Source organism: Sphingomonas sp. HF-S4 (assembly GCF_032911445.1).
GTDB lineage: Bacteria > Pseudomonadota > Alphaproteobacteria > Sphingomonadales > Sphingomonadaceae > Sphingomonas > Sphingomonas agrestis.
Map to the genome: position 1 here is coordinate 1591305 of NZ_JAWJEJ010000001.1, position 22961 is coordinate 1614265.

At 65.5% G+C, this 22961-nt stretch carries 25 protein-coding genes; 12 read left to right on the top strand and 13 right to left on the bottom strand.

Annotated elements, in window-relative coordinates; all coding sequences use genetic code 11:
* Positions 1-15: 15 nt before the first annotated feature.
* Together RZN05_RS06855 and RZN05_RS06860 are read right to left on the bottom strand one after the other, a co-directional pair.
* The gene (locus RZN05_RS06855) at positions 16-447 is read right to left on the bottom strand and encodes a DUF488 domain-containing protein (protein ID WP_317225871.1); all 432 of its coding nucleotides are present in this window, start codon (positions 445-447) and stop codon (positions 16-18) included.
* Positions 422-1066 (bottom strand): lysoplasmalogenase family protein, encoded by a 645-nt coding sequence (locus tag RZN05_RS06860; protein ID WP_317225872.1) that lies wholly within the window; start codon positions 1064-1066, stop codon positions 422-424. Before RZN05_RS06860 ends, RZN05_RS06855 begins: the two co-directional genes overlap by 26 nt.
* A 65-nt stretch (positions 1067-1131) precedes the next feature.
* Here RZN05_RS06860 and trmFO point away from each other — a divergent pair, with 65 nt between their 5' ends.
* Positions 1132-2445 carry a methylenetetrahydrofolate--tRNA-(uracil(54)-C(5))-methyltransferase (FADH(2)-oxidizing) TrmFO gene (gene trmFO, locus RZN05_RS06865; RefSeq protein WP_317225873.1) on the top strand — a complete coding sequence of 438 codons (1314 nt, stop codon included), beginning with the start codon at positions 1132-1134 and terminating at the stop codon, positions 2443-2445.
* Here trmFO and RZN05_RS06870 read toward each other — a convergent pair.
* Positions 2442-2918 carry an EF-hand domain-containing protein gene (locus RZN05_RS06870; protein ID WP_317225874.1) on the bottom strand — a complete coding sequence of 159 codons (477 nt, stop codon included), beginning with the start codon at positions 2916-2918 and terminating at the stop codon, positions 2442-2444. The two genes, trmFO and RZN05_RS06870, sit on opposite strands and share 4 nt — an antisense overlap.
* 62 nt (positions 2919-2980) lie before the next feature.
* Positions 2981-3640, bottom strand: a complete 660-nt coding sequence (locus RZN05_RS06875) for a squalene/phytoene synthase family protein (protein WP_317225875.1) — start codon at positions 3638-3640, stop codon at positions 2981-2983.
* 114 nt (positions 3641-3754) lie between these two features.
* On the opposite strand from RZN05_RS06875, the gene RZN05_RS06880 reads away from it, so the two are divergent.
* From RZN05_RS06880 to RZN05_RS06890, 3 genes are read left to right on the top strand one after another with little or no spacing between them, the layout of a single operon-like run.
* A complete protein-coding gene (locus tag RZN05_RS06880; RefSeq protein WP_317225876.1) occupies positions 3755-5821 on the top strand; it encodes a TadE/TadG family type IV pilus assembly protein in 2067 nt (688 codons plus the stop codon).
* Entirely contained in the window at positions 5821-6435 is a 615-nt protein-coding gene (locus RZN05_RS06885) for a TadE/TadG family type IV pilus assembly protein (RefSeq protein ID WP_317225877.1), read from the top strand. Before RZN05_RS06880 ends, RZN05_RS06885 begins: the two co-directional genes overlap by 1 nt.
* Positions 6432-7118, top strand: a complete 687-nt coding sequence (locus RZN05_RS06890; protein WP_317225878.1) for a TadE/TadG family type IV pilus assembly protein — start codon at positions 6432-6434, stop codon at positions 7116-7118. Before RZN05_RS06885 ends, RZN05_RS06890 begins: the two co-directional genes overlap by 4 nt.
* Positions 7119-7193: 75 nt before the next feature.
* On the opposite strand, the gene RZN05_RS06895 is transcribed toward RZN05_RS06890, so the two are convergent.
* From RZN05_RS06895 to eno, 4 genes are all read right to left on the bottom strand, one after another.
* Positions 7194-8600, bottom strand: a complete 1407-nt coding sequence (locus tag RZN05_RS06895; RefSeq protein WP_317225879.1) for a pyruvate dehydrogenase complex E1 component subunit beta — start codon at positions 8598-8600, stop codon at positions 7194-7196.
* A 1-nt stretch (position 8601) separates the two neighbouring features.
* Complete coding sequence (gene pdhA, locus RZN05_RS06900; RefSeq protein WP_317225880.1) at positions 8602-9651, bottom strand: pyruvate dehydrogenase (acetyl-transferring) E1 component subunit alpha; 1050 nt, start codon at positions 9649-9651, stop codon at positions 8602-8604.
* A 206-nt stretch (positions 9652-9857) separates the two neighbouring features.
* Complete coding sequence (locus RZN05_RS06905; protein ID WP_317225881.1) at positions 9858-10175, bottom strand: FtsB family cell division protein; 318 nt, start codon at positions 10173-10175, stop codon at positions 9858-9860.
* Positions 10176-10282: 107 nt separating this feature from the next.
* The gene (eno, locus tag RZN05_RS06910) at positions 10283-11557 is read right to left on the bottom strand and encodes a phosphopyruvate hydratase (protein ID WP_317225882.1); all 1275 of its coding nucleotides are present in this window, start codon (positions 11555-11557) and stop codon (positions 10283-10285) included.
* Between the two features lie 149 nt (positions 11558-11706).
* On the opposite strand from eno, the gene RZN05_RS06915 reads away from it, so the two are divergent.
* The 5 genes from RZN05_RS06915 (at position 11707) to RZN05_RS06935 (ending at position 13545) form a co-directional block, all read left to right on the top strand.
* A complete protein-coding gene (locus tag RZN05_RS06915; protein ID WP_317225883.1) occupies positions 11707-12210 on the top strand; it encodes a hypothetical protein in 504 nt (167 codons plus the stop codon).
* 14 nt (positions 12211-12224) lie between these two features.
* A complete protein-coding gene (locus RZN05_RS06920; RefSeq protein ID WP_317225884.1) occupies positions 12225-12566 on the top strand; it encodes a phage holin family protein in 342 nt (113 codons plus the stop codon).
* Entirely contained in the window at positions 12563-12910 is a 348-nt protein-coding gene (locus RZN05_RS06925) for a hypothetical protein (RefSeq protein WP_317225885.1), read from the top strand. The genes RZN05_RS06920 and RZN05_RS06925 overlap by 4 nt, the downstream gene beginning before the upstream one ends.
* Complete coding sequence (locus RZN05_RS06930; RefSeq protein ID WP_317225886.1) at positions 12907-13245, top strand: hypothetical protein; 339 nt, start codon at positions 12907-12909, stop codon at positions 13243-13245. Before RZN05_RS06925 ends, RZN05_RS06930 begins: the two co-directional genes overlap by 4 nt.
* A 75-nt stretch (positions 13246-13320) precedes the next feature.
* Positions 13321-13545: a DUF4170 domain-containing protein gene (locus RZN05_RS06935; protein ID WP_317225887.1), complete on the top strand. Its 225-nt coding sequence runs from the start codon at positions 13321-13323 to the stop codon at positions 13543-13545.
* A gap of 109 nt (positions 13546-13654) precedes the next feature.
* Here RZN05_RS06935 and RZN05_RS06940 read toward each other — a convergent pair whose 3' ends face one another.
* The 5 genes from RZN05_RS06940 to carA all read right to left on the bottom strand — a co-directional run bounded on the left by RZN05_RS06940 (position 13655) and on the right by carA (position 20053).
* Entirely contained in the window at positions 13655-14281 is a 627-nt protein-coding gene (locus tag RZN05_RS06940) for a rhomboid family intramembrane serine protease (protein WP_317225888.1), read from the bottom strand.
* Between the two features lie 8 nt (positions 14282-14289).
* Entirely contained in the window at positions 14290-14766 is a 477-nt protein-coding gene (greA, locus tag RZN05_RS06945; RefSeq protein WP_317225889.1) for a transcription elongation factor GreA, read from the bottom strand.
* Between the two features lie 306 nt (positions 14767-15072).
* The gene (gene carB, locus RZN05_RS06950; RefSeq protein WP_317225890.1) at positions 15073-18399 is read right to left on the bottom strand and encodes a carbamoyl-phosphate synthase large subunit; all 3327 of its coding nucleotides are present in this window, start codon (positions 18397-18399) and stop codon (positions 15073-15075) included.
* Positions 18400-18416: 17 nt separating this feature from the next.
* Positions 18417-18845, bottom strand: coding sequence for a hypothetical protein (locus RZN05_RS06955; protein WP_317225891.1), 429 nt, complete (start codon positions 18843-18845; stop codon positions 18417-18419).
* Between the two features lie 26 nt (positions 18846-18871).
* Entirely contained in the window at positions 18872-20053 is a 1182-nt protein-coding gene (gene carA / locus RZN05_RS06960; protein WP_317225892.1) for a glutamine-hydrolyzing carbamoyl-phosphate synthase small subunit, read from the bottom strand.
* A 140-nt stretch (positions 20054-20193) separates the two neighbouring features.
* On the opposite strand from carA, the gene RZN05_RS06965 reads away from it, so the two are divergent.
* From RZN05_RS06965 to dnaG, 3 genes are read left to right on the top strand one after another with little or no spacing between them, the layout of a single operon-like run.
* A complete protein-coding gene (locus RZN05_RS06965) occupies positions 20194-20646 on the top strand; it encodes a GatB/YqeY domain-containing protein (RefSeq protein WP_317225893.1) in 453 nt (150 codons plus the stop codon).
* Between the two features lie 46 nt (positions 20647-20692).
* Positions 20693-21082: an endonuclease domain-containing protein gene (locus RZN05_RS06970; RefSeq protein WP_317225894.1), complete on the top strand. Its 390-nt coding sequence runs from the start codon at positions 20693-20695 to the stop codon at positions 21080-21082.
* Positions 21079-22959: a DNA primase gene (dnaG, locus tag RZN05_RS06975; protein WP_317225895.1), complete on the top strand. Its 1881-nt coding sequence runs from the start codon at positions 21079-21081 to the stop codon at positions 22957-22959. Before RZN05_RS06970 ends, dnaG begins: the two co-directional genes overlap by 4 nt.
* The last annotated feature ends 2 nt before the right edge of the window (positions 22960-22961 follow it).

Sequence of the window (22961 nt, forward strand, 5' to 3'; positions counted from 1 at the left end):
TTGCGTCCTTCCTGGTCAGGGATAGAGGTCGATCACGTGCGCGCCTTCGCCCTCGGCGTCGAGCAGCAGCGTGCGGTGGCAATGCTCCGGGTTGCGTTCGTAGCAGAGCAAGGCGCTCGGCTTCTCCGCCGCGAGCGCGCGCATCTTCGCCGCCTCGGCCTGGGCCTCCGGCAGCCCGAGCTGCGCGTCGTACACGGCCTCCAGCGTGGCGACATCGCCCTTCTTGGCCGCGTCGCGCCCCGGCTTGGGCGTGCCGAGATTCTTCAAATGGACATAGTCGATGCCTTCGTCGCGCAGGCTGGCGGCGAGGATGTTCTTGGAGAAGCCCGGCCGCCGGGAGAGCGGCAGCGCGCGCACGTCGATCACCCGCTCGACTCCCGCCTTGTGGAGCGCCGCGACGAACTCGGCCATCGTCGTCGCCTCATAGCCGATCGTGTAGATTTTCATGGCTCACACTCCGCACCACGCCCCAGGCGATCAACGCCTGGCCGGCGAAATAGGTCGGCCAGATCAACAGCCCCGGCAGCGCCGAGGTCGCCAATGGCCCAAGCTGCCCGAAGATGAGGAGGTCCGAAAAGACGAACAACGCCGCCCCCATCGCCACGCCGAGCGGAAACCGGCTGACGGCGGCGGTCCCGAACATCGCCCCCAGTCCGGCGGCGTACAGCGCGATTCCCGGCGCCGCGCCGCGGTCCGCAGGCAATGCCCAGGAAATCGCGGTCACCGCGAGCGCGATCACTCCCGCCTGCCAGAGCGGCCCGCTCCGGTTGCGCAGGTATAAGCCCGCGGCGACGAGATGCCCGGCCAGGAAGGCGACTGCCCCGGTGGTCAGCCCATGCGTCTCGAGCAGCACGTCGCCCAGCGCGTACAGCCCCAGCGCCCCGGCGATCAGCCACCCGTCGGCGGTCCGCGCCTGCGCCGCCGCCCACGCCGCGAGCAGCCCGACCCCGGCGCCCTTCCACGCCGCACTCGCGGCCAGCGGCACGGCGATCCAGTGCGTGGCGGTGAAGCTCGCCCCCGCGATCAGCGCGAGCAGGAGCAGCGGGCGGGCGGTGCGGGCATGCATGCCGCCGAGCATACCGCAGTCGCCGCCTTTGTCATGCGCCGCGCATGGCGCTATCGGCACCGCCAATGACTCACGACATCCACATCATCGGCGGCGGCCTCGCCGGCTCCGAAGCCGCCTGGCAGCTTGCTCAGGCCGGCCACAAGGTCAAGCTCTCCGAAATGCGCGGCTCGGGCGAGAAGACTCCCGCCCACCACACCGATCACCTCGCCGAGCTGGTCTGCTCGAACAGCTTCCGCAGCGACGATGCCGAACGCAACGCCGTCGGCCTGCTCCATCAGGAAATGCGCGACCTCGGCTCGCTCATCCTCAGCCAGGGCGACATCCACAAAGTCCCCGCCGGGTCGGCGCTGGCGGTCGATCGCGACGGCTTCTCTGCCGGCGTCACCGCCGCGCTCGAAGCGCATCCCAACATCACCATCGTCCGCGAGCGCGTCGACCAGCTGCCGTCGGAGGGCCTGACGATCGTTGCCACCGGCCCGCTCACTGCCCCCGGCCTCGCCGAGCGCATCGGCACCGCCACCGGCAAAGAAGCGCTCGCCTTTTTCGACGCCATCGCACCGATCGTCCATTTCGAGAGCATCGACTTCGAAACCGCCTGGTATCAGTCGCGGTGGAACAAGGGCGAGGGCAAGGACTATATCAACTGCCCGATGTCGAAGGAGCAGTATCTCGCCTTCCACGCCGGGCTCCTCGCCGGCGAGAAGACCGAGTTTCGCGAGTGGGAAGACGTCCCCTATTTCGAAGGCTGCATGCCCATCGAAGTGATGGCCGAGCGCGGCGTCGACACGCTGCGCTATGGCCCGATGAAGGGCGTGGGGCTCGACGATCCGCGCACCGGGCGCTGGCCCTATGCCGTGGTCCAGCTCCGCCAGGACAATGCCTCGGGCACGCTGTGGAACCTGGTCGGCTTCCAGACCAAGCTCAAATATGCCGCCCAGGTCGAGCTGTTCCGCACGATCCCCGGGCTCGAGAACGCCGAGTTCGCCCGGCTCGGCGGTCTCCACCGCAACACCTTCATCAAGTCGCCCGAGCTGCTCGACTCGACCCTGCGATTGAAGGCACGTCCCAACATCCGCTTCGCCGGCCAGATCACCGGGTGCGAAGGCTATATCGAGAGCGCCGCGATCGGGCTGCTCGCGGGGCGCTTCGCCGCCGCCGAATTGACCGGCACGACGCTGCCCGCCCCGCCGCGCGAAACCGCGCTCGGCGCGCTGCTCGCCCACATCACAGGCGAGGCCGAGGTCGAGACCTACCAGCCGATGAACGTCAATTTCGGGCTGTTCCCGCCGATCGAGGGCCGCACCAAGAAGGCCGACCGCAAGCTGATGTACACGAGCCGCGCCCGCGAAGCGTTTCGAGGCTGGGCGCCTGCCTAGTCCTCGGCCTCTTCCTTCGCAGGAGCGGCAGGGCACACGCATTTGGGCTTGGCACCCGCCCGCGGCTTGGGCGCGGTGCTGGCGAACTCGGTGCGGCTAAGCGCGCCCGACCGGTCGGCGTCGGCCCCGGCGAACTTGGTGGTGGTCTTCAGCGCCCATTCCTCGAAATCGAGCCTGCCGTCGCGATTGATATCGAGCTTTGCAAACGCTTTCCGGCGCGACAGCAGATATTCGTCACGCGTCACCGCGTCGTTGCGGTCCTTGTCGTAGCGATCGAAGCGTTTCTGCTCGCGGGTCTTGGCGCTCGCGGCAGGCGCTTCCGCGGGCAGCGCCTCCTCTGGCGCCAGCGCCGCCGCGCGTGCTGCCGGCGCAGTCGGGAGGATCGACTCCGACGCGGCCGAGCCGCGAAACAGGAACATTCCCGCGAACGCCAGCAACAACGCCGCGCCCGCCCCTGCAAAATAGCGCCACATCGAAGGTCTCCCCCGATCGTCGAAGCGCACAGGCTACGCTTCCTGCGGCGGCTGACAAGCCCCTAGCGGCCGGTCAACCGGTGCCAGAGCAGCCGCCCCACGCGATGCGGCGCGCCAACCGGCGGCTCCCCCTCCGCCCGCAGGTCCAGCCGCGCCAGATGCACCAGCGCACCCAGCGCCCGGCCGTTGCGGCTCCAGCGTCCGGCGGCTGCTTCATCGAGCAATGGCACCGCCAGCACCTGTGCCGACTCGGCTTCCGCACTCCCGCGCAGGTTGCGCGACAAATCGGCCAGCGCCCAGCCCTGCCCCGCCGCCAACAGCGGATCCCCCGGAGAAGCGCCCACGGCAGCCCCGGCGGCCACGAATAATTGCCCGCGCCCCTCGCCGAAGCGCTGCAATGCCGCGCGGTCTAGCACCTCTTCCTCGATCAGCACTTCCCAGCCATGCACGATCGGCACCAGCGCCTCGCCGCGCACGCCCCTTGTCAGCACCTCGCCTGCAATCGCCGTCAGCACGGGCTCGGCCGGCGCAGCTTCGCGGTCGAGCCTGGCCAGCGCCTCGCGCCACCACGCCAGTCGCAACTGACCCAGCGCCGGCTCGCGCGTCGTGCGCAGCAGCAGCGCCAGCGCATCGTCGAGCGCCAGCAGCGCCTCGAGCGCACCGCGCGCCTCCATCGGCGCATAGGACAGCGCCAGCGCACGCTCGGGGTTCGCTACGGGCATGCCCGCTACGGTCATCTCCGTATCCATAAGCGCAACGTTAACCAGCGGGATTTAAAGGGCGTTAGCTGTGCGTGCGGCAGGATGCCGCGTTGATCGGGGACCGGGATCAAGAAAATGGTGGGCAATCGGCAGGATTTGGCGCTGGCAAAGGGATTCCTCGCGAGGTTCGCCCGCGATACCCGCGCCAACACGCTCGCCATCATGGCGATGGCGATTATTCCTCTGGCAGGCATGGTAGGCGGCGGCATCGACATCAGCCGCATGTACATCGTCAAGACGCGGCTGCAACACGGTTGCGACGCCGGCGCGCTGGCTGGCCGCAAGGCAATGGGCGGTGGCAACTGGACTCAAACGGTCAAAGGCGTCGCCAACTACCCTCGGACTACCGCCAACCAATTCTTCGACTCGAACTTCGACGAGAATGCCTATGGCGGGACCAACCCCACTCGGAGCTTCACCGAGAGTGCCGGCAAGGTCACCGGCACCGCGAGCGCCATCGTACCGATGACGCTGATGAGGATCTTCGGCCGGACCTCAGAGACGCTCACGGTCTCGTGTCAGGCGGATATGCGATTGCCCAATACCGATGTGATGTTCGTATTGGATACGACCGGATCGATGGCATCTAAGGCGAACGGCAAGTCGTGCGACGCCACCTGTCTGGCAGCTGGCGATTCGAAGATGCAGAACCTTCGCTATGCGGTGAAGTGCTTTTACGAGATCGTTTCGCGGCTCGCTACCACCGCGGATTGCGGCGACGATCCGTCCGGCGGCGTCGGCAGTCTTTCGCAGATCCGCTTTGGCTTCGTGCCCTATTCCACCAACGTGAATGTCGGACGGCTGCTTCCATCCGAATATTTTCAAGACAATCCGCTCTATCAGACCCGCAAGCTGGAATCGGTGAGCTGGGATTATCCGAAGAATGGAACCCCTTCGGCAACCTCTACTGAGACGAAATGGGGTAATGCGAGCGGGTGGACCGACAAGGGCTTTGAGGTATCGGCCAGCAAGGCGAGCGCCTGCGCCAATCCTCGGGCGGATTCGACGCCTACGAACAACGGCGCATCAACCACGACACAGCTAAGCGTAAGCGAAAATGATGGCGTACGCACCGTGACGTACAAGGTGGATCAGCCGATCATCAAAACCCAGTACTCGTATGACAGCTTTTCGTCGGGCAAGTGTCGCTACGATACCCGTACCGTGCCCGGAACGACGACGACCTATTACACGCGCAACGATGCAGGCGTCGCAACGCCGACCTGGCGATATGGTCAGTTTCCGCAGTCCATAGTAGGTCTGAAAAACGGCTCGAACTGGAACAATTCGTTTCAGCTTCGCCTGGCTGACGGATACAAGCCGAAGACGATCTCTTGGGCGGGCTGCATCGAAGAGGCGGACACGGTCCGCCAGACCAGCTTCAGCTCGATCCCCAATAGCGCTTTCGATCTCGACATCAATTTGGTGCCGAGTAGCGACGCGCAGCGTTGGCGGCCTGCGCTGCCCGGCCTTGTCTGGCTTCGAAACGCCACCACTACGGGCAGCACGACGACGACGGATTGGTCAACGAACCAGAGCGTCACCTCCACGAATTACAAGAACAACGTGAGCTCCTCGTGCCCCAGCGCGGCACATAAGCTCGACGTGTGGAACGCGCCGGATTTCGAAGACTATGTCGATGATCTTACTGCATCGGGGGCGACCTATCACGATATCGGGCTGCTCTGGGGTGCGCGGCTGATTTCGCCGACCGGCTTGTTCGCATCGGAAAACGCACTCACTCCGGGAGGGGGCGAGATAGAACGCCACATCGTCTTTATGACCGACGGCACTACCAATGCCAACGCGACCGACTACGCCGCTTACGGTCTCCCTTGGTTCGACCGCCGCCAGACCGACCCGAACAATGTCCCTTCAAAGGACGAGCTCGACGATCAGGTAGACATGCGTTTCGCTGCGCTTTGCACGTCGATCAAGAACCTGCGGGATCAGAATGACAAGGTGGCGGTCACCTTGTGGGTCATCTCTTTCGGCACCGACGTCGATCAGGCGACCAAGACGCGCATGAAGAATTGCGCAACCTCGACAACCTACTTCTTTGATGCGCCCGACAAGCCGACCCTGCTGACCGCATTCCGATCGATCGCCAATCAGATCTCCGCGCTCAGGCTGACCAACTGATGGTGCGGCGATCATTCCTGTCTCGGCTGCATGCAGACGAGCACGGTTCGACGATCGTCGAATTCGCAATCATTGCGCCGGTCGTTGGCATGCTGCTTTTTGGCGCATTCGATGTCGGTCACACTCTCTACATGCGCGCCGTACTCCAGGGGGAACTGCAAAAAGCGGCGCGCGACTCCGCTTTGGAAACCGGGAGCAGCGCCGCCCAGCTCTTGATCATAGACAACAAGATCAAGGAACGGGTGGCGACGCTCGCCAGCAACGCGACGATCGAGATCAAGCGCCGCTACTATCGCACTTTCACCGATGCCTCCGCGGCACTGGCGGAAGGTTGGACCGACAGCAACAGCAACGGCAAGTGCGACGAGGGCGAACCCTATGTCGATCGCAACCTCAATAACAGATGGGACGCCGATGGCGGCGATGGCGGACAGGGCGGCGCGCGTGACTCGACCGTCTACACCGTCAACGTGAGCTATCCGCGCTTCTTTCCGATCTACAAGATAATCGGCGGATCGGACACGACCAAGGTGAGTGCAGAGACCGTCCTGCGAAACCAGCCATATGCGGAGCAAAGCACCTATGGCACGCCGAAGGTGGGGAACTGCACATGACCATCCGATCCTTGATGCATCGGCTGGCTGGCGATCAGCGCGGCCTGGCGTTGCTCGAGTTCGCCTTCTCCTTGCCGATCTTCCTGACCATGTCGCTCGCCGGCGCGGAATTGACCAACTATATCATTACGCGCATGCGAGTCAGTCAGATTGCGCTCCAGGTGGCGGACAATGCGGCGCGGATCGGATCGGGAAGCCAGCTCGAAGCCAAGAAAATTTCTGAAGCCGACATCAACGACCTGCTGATCGGTTCCGGGATGCAGGCTGGCGAGTTGGGCCTGATGACGCGCGGACGCGTGATCATCTCCTCACTCGAGCCAGATCCGAACAATGCTGGCAAGTATCGTATCCGCTGGCAACGTTGCGGAGGAGCCAAGACGGGCCACGCCTCGCGCTATGGGGCAGCTGGCGCCGACAATCTCACGGGCATGGGCCCCGCCCCGCAGATCACCGCCCCGGCAGATGGCGTAACGATGTTCGTCGAGGTCTATTACGAGTATCAACCGTTGGTGAAGACCTCGCTATCGCCCTCGACGGAGATGGACGAGATCGCATCGATGATGGTCCGCGACCGGCGCGATACGAGCGACGACAGCAAGCTGGCCAATGGGAACAACAATCCCACGCCGCAGCATCCCAACGGCGTGTACAAGGTCGCCGGCGTCACTGCGTCCACCTGCTGACAGGCACGCTCAGCAACGGAAAGAAAAAGGCCGGGGTTTCCCCCGGCCTTTTGGCATTCGAATTCGAGGTGAGACTCACCCCTTGTAGGTGACCTTCTTCACCGCCGTCACCACCCGCGCGGCATCGACCAGCGCGAGCTTCTCGAGATTGGCGGCGTAGGGCAGCGGCACGTCCTCATTGGTGACGCGCAGCACCGGGGCGTCGAGATCGTCGAAGCCCTGTTCCATCGCCACCGCGATGATCTCCGACGCGATCGAGCAGACCGGCCAGCCTTCCTCGACCACGACCATGCGATTGGTCTTCTTGAGGCTCTCGAGCACCGTCGCGGTGTCGAGCGGGCGCAGCGTGCGCAGGTCGATGACCTCCGCCTCCACGCCCTCGCCCGCCAGCGTCTCGGCGGCTTCGAGCGCGACGCCGACGCCGATCGAATAGGACACGATCGTCACGTCCTTGCCCTCGCGGACGATCCGCGCCTTGCCGATCGGCAGGACGTAATCGTCGAGCTTGGGCACTTCGAAGTGGCGGCCGTACATCAGCTCGTTCTCGAGGAACACGACCGGATCCTCGCTGCGGATCGCCGCCTTGAGCAGCCCCTTGGCATCGGCCGCGTCATAGGGCGCGATCACGATCAGGCCCGGCACCGAGGCGTACCACGGGCCATAGTTCTGCGAGTGCTGTGCACCGACGCGCGACGCCGCGCCGTTGGGACCGCGGAACACGATCGGGCACCGCATCTGGCCACCGGACATGTAGTTGGTCTTCGCAGCCGAATTGATGATGTGGTCGATCGCCTGCATCGCGAAGTTGAACGTCATGAACTCGACGATCGGCTTGAGGCCGCCCATCGCCGCGCCAGTGCCGACGCCGGCAAAGCCGTATTCGGTGATCGGCGTGTCGATGACGCGCTTGGCGCCGAACTCCTCGAGCAGGCCCTGGGTGACCTTGTACGCGCCCTGGTATTCGGCGACTTCCTCGCCGATCACGAAGACGCGCTCGTCCTTGCGCATTTCCTCGGCCATCGCGTCGCGCAGCGCTTCGCGGACGGTGGTCTTGACCATCTCGGTGCCCGCGGGGATCGCGGGATCGGCGACGGTCGCCGCCTTGTCGCTGGCGAGCTGCTTGGTACCGCTGTCGGCCTTCTTGGGGCCGCCATCCTCGCTGCCGAGCTCGCGCTCGGGCGCCTTTTCGGCGGCGGGAGCCTCGGCCTTGGGCGCCGGCGCCGGCGAGGACGCGTCCTCGCCCTCGGCGGCGATCGTCGCGATCACGGTGCCGACCTTCACGTTGTCGGTGCCCTCGGCGATCACGATCGAGGCGATCGTGCCTTCGTCGACGGCTTCGAATTCCATCGTCGCCTTGTCGGTCTCGATCTCGGCGAGGATGTCGCCGGACTTCACGACATCGCCTTCCTTGACGAGCCACTTGGCGAGCGTGCCCTCTTCCATGGTCGGCGAGAGTGCCGGCATCTTGAGTTCGATCGCCATCTCAATAGGTCTCCACCAGCACGTCGGTGTATAGTTCCGCGGGGTCGGGTTCGGGGGTCTGCTCGGCGAAATCGGCGGATTCGTTCACCACCTTGCGGATTTCCTGCTCGAGCGCCTTGAGCTCGTCTTCCTTGACGCCGAGCGTGTCGAGCTCGCGCTTGACCGCCTCGATCGGGTCTGACTTGTCGCGAACCGACTGGACTTCCTCGCGGCTGCGATACTTGGCCGGGTCGGACATCGAGTGGCCGCGATAGCGATAGGTCTTCATCTCGAGGATGATCGGGCCCTTGCCCGCGCGGACCCAGGCCAGCGCCTCTTCGGCCGCACCACGGCAGGCGAGTACGTCCATGCCGTCGACCTGGATGCCCGGGATGCGGAAGCTTTCGCCGCGCTTGTAGAGCTGGTCCTCGGACGAGGAGCGATTGACGCTCGTGCCCATGGCGTACTGGTTGTTCTCGATCACATAGATGATCGGGAGCTTCCAGAGCTCGGCCATGTTGAACGATTCGTAGACCTGCCCCTGGTTCGACGCGCCATCGCCGAAATAGGCCATCGCGACGCCGCCGTCCTCGTTATATTTGTGCGCAAAGGCGAGGCCGGTGCCGAGCGAGACCTGTGCGCCGACTATGCCGTGCCCGCCGTAGAACTTCTTCTCGGTCGAGAACATGTGCATCGAGCCGCCCTTGCCGCGGCTGATGCCCGCGCCGCGCCCGGTCAGCTCGGCCATGATCACCTTGGGATCGATGCCATAGGCCAGCATGTGGCCATGGTCGCGATACCCGGTGATCACCGAATCCTTGTCCCCGTCCAGCGCCGATTGCAGGCCGACCGCAACGGCCTCCTGGCCGATATAGAGGTGGCAGAAGCCGCCGATGAAGCCGAGGCCGTAAAGCTGCCCAGCCTTCTCCTCGAAGCGGCGGATCAGCAGCATCTGCTTGTAGAATTCGAGCAGCTCCTCCTTGGAGGCGCTGTACCGCTCTGGTTCGTTCGGTCGTTCGCGGTTCGGTACCGCAGGTTCGGTGGACGCTTTTCGTGCCGGTGCTTTGGCCACAGGAAATCCTCATGCCCGGGGGAGGTGAATGGGGCGCCTATAAGCGCGTTAATGGCCGGGACGCAACGTCAACGCGCAATGCGGGGGTGCCGGTCCCCGCGCGGCAACGAAGTGTAACAAAGCGAACGGCCTCGCGCCCCTGCAAGAACGCCAGGCACGACTCGACCGCCCCGGTCGCACGGAGCGGCTCCGCCCTGTCCATCCATTTACTTGTCGAGGGGGACGATCACTTCGTCGGGGCGCGCGACGTTGAGCTGCTTGCGCACCAGCTCGTCGACCATGTCGGGATCGGCACCGCGCTTGGGATCGAGCAGGTCGACGCGGTTCTTGAGCTCGGCGCGCTTCTTGGCGAGCGCGGCATATTCCTTGTCCTTCACCGCCGCCTCGGCCTTGAACTCCTTGGCCGCGACGACGCCGGTGGGCCCGAGCACGGCATTGTAGCCGAAAAAGCCCATGGCGATCAGCACCGCGGCGGGAAGGCCCGCGCGGCGAAGCAAGGTACGGATCGGAGAGGTACGCGCCATGGTGTTGATTCTCGCGTAACCACGTTCGTTAGGCAAGGTCGCACTTTCACGTAAGGCGGGAAGCACGCCGCGATTGCTCCCCTCCCGCGAGCGGGAGGGGAATCGGCTTACTTCAGCACCGAGCGGCCGGCATAGCGCGCGGCGTCGCCGAGTTCTTCCTCGATGCGGATCAGCTGGTTGTACTTGGCGAGCCGGTCCGAACGCGCCAGCGAGCCGGTCTTGATCTGCCCACAATTGGTCGCGACCGCCAGGTCGGCGATCGTCGCGTCCTCGGTCTCGCCCGAGCGGTGCGACATCACCGCGGTGTAGCGCGAGCGCTGCGCCAGGCTCACCGCTTCGAGCGTCTCGGTCAGCGTGCCGATCTGATTGACCTTGACCAGCAGCGAGTTGGCATAGCCGCCGTCGATGCCGCGCTGGAGCCGCTTGGGGTTGGTCACGAACAGATCGTCGCCGACCAGCTGGACCTTGTCGCCGATCGCGTCGGTGAGTGCCTTCCAGCCCTCCCAGTCGTCCTCGGCCATGCCGTCCTCGATCGAGAAGATCGGGTATTTGGCGGCGAGATCGGCGAGAAAGCCGGCATTCTCGGCCGAGCTGAAGGTCTTGCCCTCGCCCACCATCTTGTACGCGCCGTCACGATAATATTCGGTTGCGGCGCAATCCAGCGCGAGCATCACGTCGTCGCCCGGCTTGTAGCCCGCCGCCTCGATGCTGCTCATGATGAAGTCGAGCGCCTCGGTGGTGCTGGCGATGTTCGGTGCGAAGCCGCCCTCGTCGCCGACGCCGGTCGCCAGGCCCTTCTCGTGCAGCTTCTTCTTGAGCGTGTGGAAGATCTCCGAGCCGCAGCGCACCGCCTCGACGATGTTCTCCGCGCCGACCGGCACGATCATGAATTCCTGGAAGTCGATCGGGTTGTCGGCATGCTCGCCGCCATTGATGATGTTCATCATCGGCACCGGCAGCAGGTGCGCGTTAACGCCGCCGACATAGCGATAGAGCGGCAGCCCGCGCGCATCGGCGGCCGCCTTGGCCGCGGCAAGGCTGACGCCCAGGATCGCGTTGGCGCCGAGCCGCCCCTTGTTCTCGGTGCCGTCCAATTCGATCATCGCGCGGTCGAGGTCGGCCTGGTCCTCGGCGTCGAGCCCGAGCACTTCCTCCGCGATCTCGCCATTGACCGCCTGGACTGCCGCTTCGACGCCCTTGCCGAGCCAGCGCGACTTGTCGCCGTCGCGCTTCTCGACCGCCTCATGCGCGCCGGTGGAAGCGCCCGAGGGCACTGCGGCGCGGCCGAAGCTGCCGTCTTCGAGCAGCACATCGACCTCCACGGTGGGATTGCCCCGGCTGTCGAGGATCTGGCGGGCGTGGATGTCGATGATTGCGGTCACGTAATGGTCTCCCTACTTAGGAACGATCGGGATTGCCCGAAGGCGCGCGCGAGCCTCTAACCGCTTGCACGCCCCCGGGCAACGCAGAGGATGGAACCGGCGCAATCGGGCTTGGTTCTCTGCGGTGATACACAGAAAGGGCCCATGCCATGGCTGACGCGAAGAATTCCAACACCCCGAGCGGCACCACCCCCGATCCCGCGATCGAGAGCACGACCGGCAGCGACAATCCCGCGATCCGCTTCGACGAAGGCGCCAGCGCCAAGCCCGGCGCGACCCAGCAGCTCAAGGACGAAGCGTCCAAGCTCGGCACCCAGGCAGCCGATCGCGCCCGCGAATATGCCGGCCAGGGCAAGGAAAAGGCGACCAACGCGCTCGACGAGGTCGCCAAGATGTTCGAGGGCGCGGCGCTCGACGTCGATGCGCGGCTCGGCGAGGAATATGGCAAATATGCCCGTTCCGCGGCGCAGGGCATCTCGAGCTTCGCTGACTCGCTGCGCGGCAAGGAAGTCGACGACCTGATCACCGACGCCACCGAGCTGGTGAAGAAGAGCCCGGTGATCGCGGTCGGTGCCGCTGCCGCGGTGGGCTTCGTCCTCGCCCGGCTGATCAAGTCGGGGGTCGATGCAGCTTCCGAAACCAGCGACGCCTGACGGGATAGCGGGGGGTGGCCGAACCGGAAGTCCAGGAAGAGAGCATCGGCGCGCTGATCGGGCGGCTGGCCGAAGACGGCAAGGCCTATGCCCGCGCCGAACTCGGCTATTACCGCACGCTCGCGGCGAGCAAGCTTGGCGAGGCGAAGGCCGGGCTGGTGCTCGGCGCTGCGGCGCTGGTGATCGCGCTCTGCTCGGTCACTGCGCTGCTCGTCGGGCTGATCCTCAGCCTCGCACCGCTGGTCGGTCCCGGCTGGGCGACGTTGATCGTGATCGTCGGCGCGCTGGCCTTGTCGGGCCTGCTGGGCTGGCTGGCCTATCGGCATATCCAGCGCCTGTTCGGCGGCGAGTCATGAGCAGCGATCCCCAACTCGTGGCCGCAGAAGCCCATGTCCGTGCTTCCCGCGCGCGACTGTTCGCCACGCTCGGCGAAGTCCAGCAGCGCCTCAAGCCCGCCAATCTCGCCCAGGACGCCGTCGAGACTGCCGCGCAGGGCATCGCCTCGACGGCGCGCAAGGGCGCCGAGGCGGTTCGCTCGCGTCCCGTCGCTGCCGCGGCGATCGCCGGAACCGTCGGCCTCGTCTTCGCGCGCGGCTGGATCGGCGACCTGCTGCGCCGGCGCAATGAAACCGCCCCCGCCGCCGATGGTTTGAACAAGAAGACATCCGCGAAGCCCGCGAAGAAAGGACCTTCCAAATGACCACCGCCAACAGCACCGCCCCGTCCGGCACAGCTACGCGCGAAACCAGCGGCGCAGGCATCGGCGACAATCCGGTCGCGCTGCTCGTCGGCGGCGTCGCCCTTGGCGCACTGGTCGGCGTGCTGCTGCCCCGCGCCGCCAAGGAGCGCGAATTGCTCGCGCCGGTCGGCCGCCAGCTCGCCGACCGCGTTACCACCACCGCGCAGGCGGTGAAGGACGCCGGCAAGGCCGAGTTCGACTCGCTGCTCCCCGGCCGCGACGCCACCAAGGAGAAGGTCACCGCGCTGTTCGGCAACATCCTCGATGCGGCCAAGGGCGCGGGACAAAAGGCCTAAGGATCAGTTCGGGGTTGAGCGGTTAAGGCTTTGCCCGGTAAGGGCAGCGCCGAACCGCTCTCCCCAGGAGTATCCATGAGCAAGCTGCACCTCGTCTTCGGTGGTCGCGTGACCGACCCCCAGACGCTCGATTTCGCCGATCCGTCCAAGCTCGACGTCGTCGGCGTGTTCCCCGATTACGCCGCCGCCGAAAAGGCCTGGCGCGCTGCCGCGCAGCGCACCGTCGACGACGCCGAGATGCGCTATGTCGTCGTCCACCTCCACCGCCTGCTCGAGCCCGATCTCGAAAAGTCCGCTTGAGGCTCCATCCCGAACGGCTCCCCCGTCCGGGCTGAGCTTGTCGAAGCCCTGTTCTTTCTTGGCGTAGAAGGACCTGCCCTTCGACAAGCTCAGGGCGAACGGTAGCGCTCTAAGCCCGCCGCCAGCGCCACATCAGCAGCGGCCGCGCCAGCGCCAGCCCGGCGAAGAACCCGCCGATATGCGCCGCCGCCGCCACCGCGACACCGGCGCCGAGAAACGCATAGGCGATCATCAGATTGACCACGGTCCACGCCACCGCGAGCCAGGCGACATGAACCACCTGTGCCGGGATCGGCCCGATCGCCTGCGCGCGCGAACGCCCGAACAACAGCGAATAGGCCCCGACCACCGCTGACGCCGCGCCGCTCGCGCCGATCATCGGCGTCACCGATTGCGGATCGGGCAGCCATTGCGCGAACGCCGCGGCATAGGCCCCGACGACGTACAGCACCAAAACGCCCCACGGCCCCACCGCGCGCTCGGTCTCGCGCCCGGTGAAACCCAGCATCAGCATGTTCATCGCCAGATGGAGCAGCCCGGCATGGAGCAAGGTGCAGCTCAGCGGGGTCAGCAGCGCCGGCACGGCGAGATAGTCGGTCTCGATCCCGCTAAGCCGCGCCGGGATGAACCCCGCACGCATGCTCGCGGCATAGCCGTCGCCGCCACCCAGCGTGACGACGAGGCTCACTGCCACCGTCAGCAGGATCAGGGCTGCAGTCGCCGTGCTCCGGCGCATCGCGGCTCTCAGATGAATTCGACTTTGGAGACCAGATAGTAACGGTCGCCCGCGGGCACCGAGACCTCGACTTCCTCGTCGACCTTCCGTCCGATCAGCGCGCGGCCGATCGGCGAATTGTACGAGATGCGGCCCTTGCTCGCATCCGCCTCAGTCTCGCCGACGATCTGATAGCGGATCGGCTTGTCGTCCTCGTCGAGCAGCGTCACCGTCGCGCCGAACACGACCTTGTCGCCCGAAAGGTCCTTCGGGTCGATGATCTGGGCGCGGCTCAGCTTGCCCTCGATATCCGAGATGGTGGCCTCGTTCTGGCCCTGCTGCTCCTTGGCGGCGTGATATTCGGCGTTTTCCGAGAGGTCGCCGTGCGCGCGCGCTTCCTCGATCGCATCGACGATCAGCGGGCGCTCGGCCTTGAGGCGCTTCAGCTCGGTGCTGAGCTTCTCATACCCTTCCTGGAGCATCGGCATCTTTTCGACCGTAGCCATTCCACTCGTCCTTCAAACGCCTCGGTCCCCAAGCGTCCCACAAAGGGCACGCCCGCACATTAACATCAGTTGGGGGAGATCAATTGTGCGATTGCGAATAATAAGACTGCGAGGGCCAAACATCAAGCGCCCGCCCGATTGCCGCCGCAATTCGTTACAGGGCGTGACGCCTGCCGCAGCCGTTCCCCTCCCGCTTGCGGGAAGGGTCGGGGGGAGGGCCTGACGTGAATGGGTCGGAAAGATCCTCCCCATGGCCCCCTCCCTAACCCCTCCCGCAAGCGGGAGGGGGACTTGAAGGTCGCGTATCTATCGCCCGGCGTAGAATGCCTGTAGCGGCTTCACGTCGAGGCTGCGTTCGCCCATCGCCTCGATCGCCCGCGCCGCCGCCACGCTCGCCGGCGCGGTGGTGTAATACGGAATCTTCTGCCCCATCGCGGTCGCGCGGATGCTCGACGAGTCCTTGAGCGACTGCCAGCCTTCGGTGGTATTGAAGATCAGCGCGATGCCGCCGTCCGCAATCCGGTCGACGATGTGCGGCCGGCCCTGCGCCACCTTGTTGACGCGCTCGACCGCGATGCCCGCGGCCTCGAGATAGTCGGCGGTTCCGCCGGTCGCGACGATCCCGAAGCCGAGCCCGGCGAGGATCTTCACGCCGGGCAGGACCACCGGCTTGTCGCTGTCCTTGACGCTGACGAACAGCGTGCCCGACGCTGGCAGCACCGTCCCCGCCCCGAGCTGCGCCTTGGCAAAGGCAGTGGCGAAATCGCTATCGATCCCCATCACTTCCCCGGTGGACTTCATTTCGGGTGAGAGCACCGGATCGACCCCGGGGAAGCGCGCCCAGGGGAACACCGCTTCCTTGACTGCGATATAGTCGATGTCGCGATCGATCTTGGGCAGGTCCTTGAGCTTCTCGCCGGCCATCACCCGGCTGGCGATCTTGGCGATCGGCGTCCCGATCGCCTTGGCGACGAACGGCACCGTGCGGCTGGCGCGCGGATTGACTTCGATCAGGTAGACCTCGCCGTCCTTGACCGCGAACTGGATGTTCATCAGCCCCTTGACCTTGAGCGCGCGCGCCAATGCCTCGGTCTGCTTCTCGATCTCGGCGACGATCTCCGCCGACAGCGAATAGGGCGGGATCGAGCAGGCGCTGTCGCCCGAATGGACCCCGGCTTCCTCGATATGCTGGAGCACGCCGGCGACCACGACGTCGTCGCCATCGGCAATGGCATCCACGTCCACCTCGATCGCATCGCGCAGATACTGGTCGATCAGCACCGGCGAGTCCCCGGAGACCTGCACTGCGGTCTGGATATAATCGTCGAGCTGCTGGAGCGTATCGACGATCTCCATCGCCCGCCCGCCGAGCACGTAGCTCGGCCGCATCAGCACCGGGAAGCCGATCCGCTCGGCCGCCGCCACCGCCTCGTCGCGGCTGCGCGCGAGGCCGTTGGCCGGCTGCTTGAGCTCCAGCTTCGCGACCAGGTCGGCGAAGCGCTCGCGGTCCTCGGCGAGGTCGATCGCGTCGGGCGAGGTGCCCAGAATCGGGATCCCTGCATCCTCGAGCGCCTTGGCGAGGTTGAGCGGCGTCTGCCCGCCGAACTGGACGATCACGCCCAGCAGCTCGCCGTTCGACTTCTCGACCTCTAGGATCTCGAGCACGTCCTCGGCCGTGAGCGGCTCGAAATAGAGCCGGTCCGACGTGTCATAGTCGGTGCTCACCGTCTCGGGGTTGCAGTTGACCATGATCGTCTCATAGCCCGCATCCGCCAGCGCGAAGCAGGCATGGCAGCAGCAATAGTCGAACTCGATCCCCTGCCCGATCCGGTTCGGCCCGCCGCCGAGGATCACCACCTTCTTGCGATCGGTGGGATTGGACTCGTTCTCGGGCTCGCCGAAGCTCGGCGCCTCGTAGGTTGAGTACATGTACGGCGTCTTGGCGTCGAACTCCGCCGCGCAGGTGTCGATCCGCTTGAACACCGGGCGCACGCCCAGTTTCTGCCGATGCGCGCGGACGTCGGCCTCGGTCACGCCGCCGGTCATCATCTTCGCGACTTCGCCGATCAGCCCCGAACTGCGTGCCATCGCGGCGGTGCCCTCCCGCATGTTCATGGACTTGAGCGCGAGATAGGCAAGGCGCTTGTCGCTGAAGCCCATCGACTTGAGCTTGCGCATCCCCGCCGCGTCCTGCGGCAGACCGCCGCGGCACACCGTCTCCTCCGCCGCGACGATCTCCGCGATCCGCTCGAGGAACCACGGGTCATACGCCGTCAGCGCCTGCACCTCGGCGACGGTGAAGCCCTCGCGCAGCGCCTGCGCGGCGATCAGCAGCCGGTCGGGCGAGCGCACCGCCAGCGCCGCCTCGATCACGTCGCGCGGCGCGCCGGCCAGCCGGTCGACCTGGTTGAAGCCGCTCAGCCCGGTTTCCAGCCCCCGCAGCGCCTTCTGCATCGATTCGTGGATGTTGCGGCCGATCGCCATGACCTCGCCCACCGACTTCATTGCCGTGCCGAGCGTCGCCTCGGCGCCCTTGAACTTCTCGAACGCGAAGCGCGGGATCTTGGTAACGACGTAATCGATCGTCGGCTCGAAGCTCGCCGGGGTCGCCCCGGTGATGTCGTTCATGATCTCGTCGAGCGTGTAGCCCACCGCCAGCTTGGCCGCGACCTTGGCGATCGGGAAGCCGGTAGCCTTGGAAGCCAGCGCCGACGAGCGCGATACGCGCGGGTTCATCTCGATGACGATCAAGCGACCGTCCTTCGGATTGACTGCGAACTGCACGTTCGAACCGCCGGTTTCGACGCCGATTTCCCGGAGCACCGCGATCGATGCATTACGCATGATCTGGTATTCCTTGTCGGTCAGCGTCAGCGCTGGGGCGACGGTGATCGAGTCGCCGGTATGCGTGCCCATCGCGTCGATATTCTCGATGCTGCAGATGATGATGGCGTTGTCCGCGCGGTCGCGGACCACCTCCATCTCATATTCCTTCCAGCCGAGCAGCGATTCCTCGATCAGCACTTCGGTGGTCGGCGACAGGTCGAGCCCGCTGCGCACGATCGCGATGAATTCCTCGCGATTATACGCGATGCCGCCGCCCGATCCGCCCATCGTGAAGCTCGGGCGGATGATCGCCGGCAGCCCGACATGCTCGAGCGCCGCCAGCGCCTCGGCCTCGCTATGCGCGATCGCCGAGCGGGCGCTTTCGAGCCCGATCTTGGTCATCGCATCCTTGAACTTCAGCCGGTCCTCGGCCTTGTCGATCGCCTCGGCATCCGCACCGATCATGATGCAGCCGAACTTCTCCAGCGTGCCGTCATTGGCGAGTGCCAGCGCGGTGTTGAGCGCAGTCTGCCCGCCCATCGTCGGCAGCACCGCATCGGGGCGCTCCTTCTCGATGATCTTGGCGACGATCGCCGGGGTGATCGGCTCGACATAGGTCGCGTCGGCGAGCTCGGGATCGGTCATGATCGTCGCCGGGTTCGAATTGACCAGGACGATACGATAGCCCTCTTCCTTGAGCGCCTTGATCGCCTGCGTGCCCGAATAGTCGAACTCGCAGGCCTGACCGATGACGATCGGACCGGCGCCGATGACGAGGATGGAGGAGATGTCGGTGCGTTTGGGCATCTAGTTCGGAATCGCTTTCAGCAACGGATCTTGGAGATTTCGACGACGTTCCCCGGATAGGTCTCGTCGAACCATTCGGCCTGAAGAGTCTCGGCCGTGAAAAGATCGAAATCCGACCAATGGTCCTCGGGGATCGCTTTGAGATATGCCATAAACTTGCGCTTGTCGGTGACGTCGCGCAGATCGATCATCATGCTTTCCAGACCCCGGCTGGGATCCAGTCGCAACGCATTGGGCTTGGCAAAGCGGGCCGCTTCACGCGCAATGCGATACATCGGACTGCCCGGCTTCTCCGCATGTTCGAATTCGACCATAAAGAGATATTTGGTGACGCAGGAAGAGCCGGTTTCGTTCACGCTGACCTGAATATCCGTCGCGTAGGCCGTTGTTGAAAACAACGCGGCAGCCATCGTGGCGCTGAGCAACCCAATATTGCACTTGATCACAGCAAACCTCCCAAATGACAAACGCATCAGCCCCGCGTCATCATCCCCACGAACTTCTCGAACAGATACAGGCTATCCTGCGGCCCCGGGCTGGCCTCGGGATGATACTGCACTGCGAATGCCGGCCGGTCGGTCAGCTCGAAGCCGGCGTTCGACCCGTCGAACAACGACACATGCGTCTCGCGCGCGTTTGCCGGCAGCGTCTCGCTCAGCACCGCGAAGCCGTGGTTCATGCTGGTGATCTCGACCGCGCCGTCGCTCAGCCGCTTGACCGGGTGGTTGGCGCCGCGATGCCCCTGGAACATCTTGCTGGTCTGCGCGCCCACCGCCAGCGCCATCAGCTGGTGGCCCAGGCAGATGCCGAACACCGGCTTGCCGCTGTCGAGCATCTGCCGGATCACCGGTGCGGCATATTCGGCGGTCGCGGCGGGGTCGCCCGGGCCGTTCGACAGGAAGAAGCCGTCTGGCGCGAACGACATCGCCTGCTCGAACGTCGCCGTCGCGGGCAGGACGGTTACTTCAGCCCCAGCGTTAACAATGTTCCGGAAGATATTGTGCTTGCTGCCATAATCGATCGCAACGACGTGTGGGCGTTTTGGCGCGTTCGCCTCACCTTTACTTACCTTTGAATAGCCGGCGCCCAGCTGCCAGGCGCCGCCTTCCCACCCGAAATGAGTCTCTGCGGTCACCGAAATGGCGAGGTCCATCCCCTCCAGCCCCGGCCACGCCCGCGCCATTTCGAGCAGCAGCGGAATGTCGAATTCGCCCGCAGCCGAATGCGCGATCACCCCGTTGGGCGCCCCGCCGGCGCGGATGCGCTTGGTCAGCGCGCGCGTGTCGATCCCCGACAGGCCGATCCGGGCGTGCTTCTTCATCCACATTTCGAGATGCTCGGTCGAGCGGAAATTGCTCGGCTCGGTGACGTCCTCGCGGACGATCATGCCCAGCGCGTGCGGGCTGTCCGCTTCGACATCGTCGGGGTTGGCGCCGACATTGCCGATGTGCGGAAAGGTGAAATTGATGATCTGCCCGGCAAAGGACGGGTCGGTCATGATCTCCTGATAGCCCGTCATCGCGGTGTGAAAGCACACTTCGCCGACGGCCTGCCCTTCGGCGCCGAATCCCCTGCCCCACACGACGTCGCCGGAGGCGAGCACCAAAACACCGGTGGCTCCGGCGGGCACAGACATGGGTTTGGCTTCGGCCATGTAAGGGTGGCGCTCCATTAGAAGTTGCGGCGATGTCGCTAAGTGGTGGCGGCTAGACCCCTGTCCGGCATCCGTCAACCGGTTCACGGATGCGCCGTTGTCGGCTAGGGCTGATCGCTTTCCGATTATCGAGAGACGACATGATTCGCGACGACATCAAGGCCGCGCAGATCGCCGCCATGAAGGCCGGTGACAAGGCAGCGCGCGGCGCCATCAGCCTGATCCAGGCCGCGATCAAGAATCGCGACATCGAGGCGCGCACCGGCAAGGCGCCCGAGGACGACGATGCGCTGGTGGTCGAAGTGCTCCAGAAGATGGTCAAGCAGCGCCGCGAATCGATCGAGATGTACACCAAGGGCGGGCGCCAGGAGCTCGCCGATGCCGAAGCCGCCGAAGTCGCGGTGATCGAACGCTTCCTGCCGCAGCAGATGAGCGAAGCCGAAACCGCCGCGGCGATCGAGGCGATCAAGGCCGAGCTGGGCGCGTCCGGCATGAAGGACATGGGCCGCGTGATGGCCGAGCTCAAGGCGCGGCATGCGACGACGCTGGACATGAGCAAGGCGAGCGCGGCGGTGAAGGCGGCGTTGAGCTGATGGCAAAGTCCCCTCCCGCTTGCGGGAGGGGTCGGGGGAGGGCTTGTTGGACAAGGGCTATAAGCGCCCCACTTCCCAAGCGCGCGATCTGCGCAATAATGCCACCCATGCCGAGCGTGCATTGTGGCTGCGTCTCAGCGCCCGCCAACGGCTCGGCGTTCGATTTAATCGCCAGGTGCCGATAGGCCCCTACATCTGCGACTTCGTATCGCGGTCAGCGATGCTCGTCATCGAAGTAGATGGCGGCCAGCACGACTGGCAAAGTGACCGGGATGCGACTCGGTCATGCTATCTCCAATCTCAGGGCTTCCAAGTGATCCGTTTCTGGAACAACGACGTTATGGAACGGATCGACGGCGTCGTGGCCGAAATCGAGCGCGTGCTTGGGGACAGGCCCTCCCCTAACCCCTCCCGCAAGCGGGAGGGGAACTCTTGAGCCTCACCCCCCAATTCCTCGACGAGCTCCGCGCGCGCACGCTCCTCTCGGGCCTCATCGCCAAGACGGTGAAGCTCCAGAAGGCCGGGCGCGAGTTCCGCGCGTGCTGCCCGTTCCACCAGGAAAAGACGCCGAGCTTCTACGTCAACGACGACAAGGGCTTTTACCACTGCTTCGGCTGCTCGGCGCATGGCGACGCGATCCGCTGGATGACCGACCAGCGTGGGCTGCCCTTCATCGATGCGGTGAAGGAGCTTGCCCAGGCCGCGGGGATGGAAATGCCCGAGCAGGACCGGCGATCGGCGGAAAAGGCCGAGCGTGCCAAGGGGCTGCACGAGGCGATGGCCGATGCTGCGACCTGGTTCGTTGAGAAACTGAACGGGATCGAAGGCGCCGAGGCGCGCAACGTCCTCAAGCGCCGCGGGGTGACCGAGGAAACCGCGCGGAGTTTCGGGCTCGGATTCGCCCCCGATTCGCGCGGCAAGCTCAAGGAAGCGCTCAAGAGCTATGGCGACGCGATGCTGGTCGAGGCCGGCATGCTGATCCAGGTCGAGGAGAAGGAGCCCTATGACCGCTTCCGCGGCCGGCTGATGATCCCGATCCGCGACGTTCGCGGCCGGACGATCGCGTTCGGCGGGCGGATCATCGGCGATGGCGAGCCCAAATACCTAAATTCGCCCGAGACGCCGCTCTTCGACAAGGGCCGCACGCTCTACAATCTAGATCGCGCCCAGGCGGCGGCGCGCAAGGCGAACCGGATCATCGCGGTCGAGGGCTATATGGACGTGATCGCGCTCGCCCAGACCGGGTTCGGCGAGGCGGTGGCGCCGCTCGGCACCGCGCTGACCGAACACCAGCTCGAGCGGCTGTGGCGCATTTCCGACGTGCCCCTGCTCTGCTTCGACGGCGATTCGGCCGGGCAGAAGGCGGCACTGCGTGCCGCGCACCGCGCGCTGCCGATGCTCCAGCCCGGCCGCAGCCTCGCCTTCGTGACGCTGCCCGACGGGCTCGATCCCGACGACATGGTCCGCAGCAAGGGGCCCGGCGCGTTCGAGGCGCTGCTCAAGGCGCCGCAGCCGCTGGTCGATCGGCTGTGGGAGAGCGAAGTCGCCGCCGAGCCGCTCGACACTCCCGAGCAGCGCGCCGGACTCAAGCGCCGGCTCACCGAGCTGGCAGGCGGCATCGCCGATCCGAACGTGAAGCACGAATATATCGCCGAATTCCGCGAGCGGATCGACACGCATCTCGGTCGCGGCCAGCGCGCGTTCGAGGCGCGAAGCCAGCGCAGCGGCCCCGCCCCTGCCCGCGGCAAGCGCGACAAAAGGGGCAATTGGCTGCCGCCCGAGGCGATGCCCGGCGCGACGATGCGCGGGGTGAATGCCGCCGGGCTCGATCCGATCCTGGCCAAGGCAGTGCTCGCCGGGCTGATCCGTCACCCGGCCGAGATCGCGCGGCACATGGAGGTGCTCGGCAGCCTGCGCAGCGCCTCGGGTGCGCTTGGCAAATTGTTCGAGGCGGTGATCGATGTCGCGCTCGAGGACCGGCAGCTTGATAGCGGCAAAGTCCTCACCATATTGGCGAGGTCCGGATTTGATTCTGTGGCGAGCGATCTCTTGAGAGCCGACACGCTGCCTTTCTCCTTCACCCGCAATCAGGCGGACGAAGCGAGGGCGCGCGAGGACCTGAACGAGGCGATCGCGGTTATGGTGGCACAGCCCGCGGTCGACGCGGCGCTGGCCGAGGCGACCGCGGCACTGGTTCGGGACGGTTCGGAAGAGGCGTTCACCCGCCAGGTGGCCCTTTCGCGCAAGCGTCAGGAGCTTCAGGCGCGCCTTGCGAATCTGATGCTTGCGGACGAAGAAGATTTCGATGATTAGAG

What these genes read in the sequence shown, in the direction of transcription:
- RZN05_RS06855 (WP_317225871.1), bottom strand. Translation starts at nt 447, where the DNA reads ATGAAAATCTACACGATCGGCTATGAGGCGACGACGATGGCCGAGTTC.
- RZN05_RS06860 (WP_317225872.1), bottom strand. Translation starts at nt 1,066, where the DNA reads ATGCATGCCCGCACCGCCCGCCCGCTGCTCCTGCTCGCGCTGATCGCG.
- trmFO (WP_317225873.1), top strand. Translation starts at nt 1,132, where the DNA reads ATGACTCACGACATCCACATCATCGGCGGCGGCCTCGCCGGCTCCGAA.
- RZN05_RS06870 (WP_317225874.1), bottom strand. Translation starts at nt 2,918, where the DNA reads ATGTGGCGCTATTTTGCAGGGGCGGGCGCGGCGTTGTTGCTGGCGTTC.
- RZN05_RS06875 (WP_317225875.1), bottom strand. Translation starts at nt 3,640, where the DNA reads ATGCCCGTAGCGAACCCCGAGCGTGCGCTGGCGCTGTCCTATGCGCCG.
- RZN05_RS06880 (WP_317225876.1), top strand. Translation starts at nt 3,755, where the DNA reads ATGGTGGGCAATCGGCAGGATTTGGCGCTGGCAAAGGGATTCCTCGCG.
- RZN05_RS06885 (WP_317225877.1), top strand. Translation starts at nt 5,821, where the DNA reads ATGGTGCGGCGATCATTCCTGTCTCGGCTGCATGCAGACGAGCACGGT.
- RZN05_RS06890 (WP_317225878.1), top strand. Translation starts at nt 6,432, where the DNA reads ATGACCATCCGATCCTTGATGCATCGGCTGGCTGGCGATCAGCGCGGC.
- RZN05_RS06895 (WP_317225879.1), bottom strand. Translation starts at nt 8,600, where the DNA reads ATGGCGATCGAACTCAAGATGCCGGCACTCTCGCCGACCATGGAAGAG.
- RZN05_RS06905 (WP_317225881.1), bottom strand. Translation starts at nt 10,175, where the DNA reads ATGGCGCGTACCTCTCCGATCCGTACCTTGCTTCGCCGCGCGGGCCTT.
- RZN05_RS06915 (WP_317225883.1), top strand. Translation starts at nt 11,707, where the DNA reads ATGGCTGACGCGAAGAATTCCAACACCCCGAGCGGCACCACCCCCGAT.
- RZN05_RS06925 (WP_317225885.1), top strand. Translation starts at nt 12,563, where the DNA reads ATGAGCAGCGATCCCCAACTCGTGGCCGCAGAAGCCCATGTCCGTGCT.
- RZN05_RS06930 (WP_317225886.1), top strand. Translation starts at nt 12,907, where the DNA reads ATGACCACCGCCAACAGCACCGCCCCGTCCGGCACAGCTACGCGCGAA.
- RZN05_RS06935 (WP_317225887.1), top strand. Translation starts at nt 13,321, where the DNA reads ATGAGCAAGCTGCACCTCGTCTTCGGTGGTCGCGTGACCGACCCCCAG.
- RZN05_RS06940 (WP_317225888.1), bottom strand. Translation starts at nt 14,281, where the DNA reads ATGCGCCGGAGCACGGCGACTGCAGCCCTGATCCTGCTGACGGTGGCA.
- greA (WP_317225889.1), bottom strand. Translation starts at nt 14,766, where the DNA reads ATGGCTACGGTCGAAAAGATGCCGATGCTCCAGGAAGGGTATGAGAAG.
- carB (WP_317225890.1), bottom strand. Translation starts at nt 18,399, where the DNA reads ATGCCCAAACGCACCGACATCTCCTCCATCCTCGTCATCGGCGCCGGT.
- carA (WP_317225892.1), bottom strand. Translation starts at nt 20,053, where the DNA reads ATGGCCGAAGCCAAACCCATGTCTGTGCCCGCCGGAGCCACCGGTGTT.
- RZN05_RS06965 (WP_317225893.1), top strand. Translation starts at nt 20,194, where the DNA reads ATGATTCGCGACGACATCAAGGCCGCGCAGATCGCCGCCATGAAGGCC.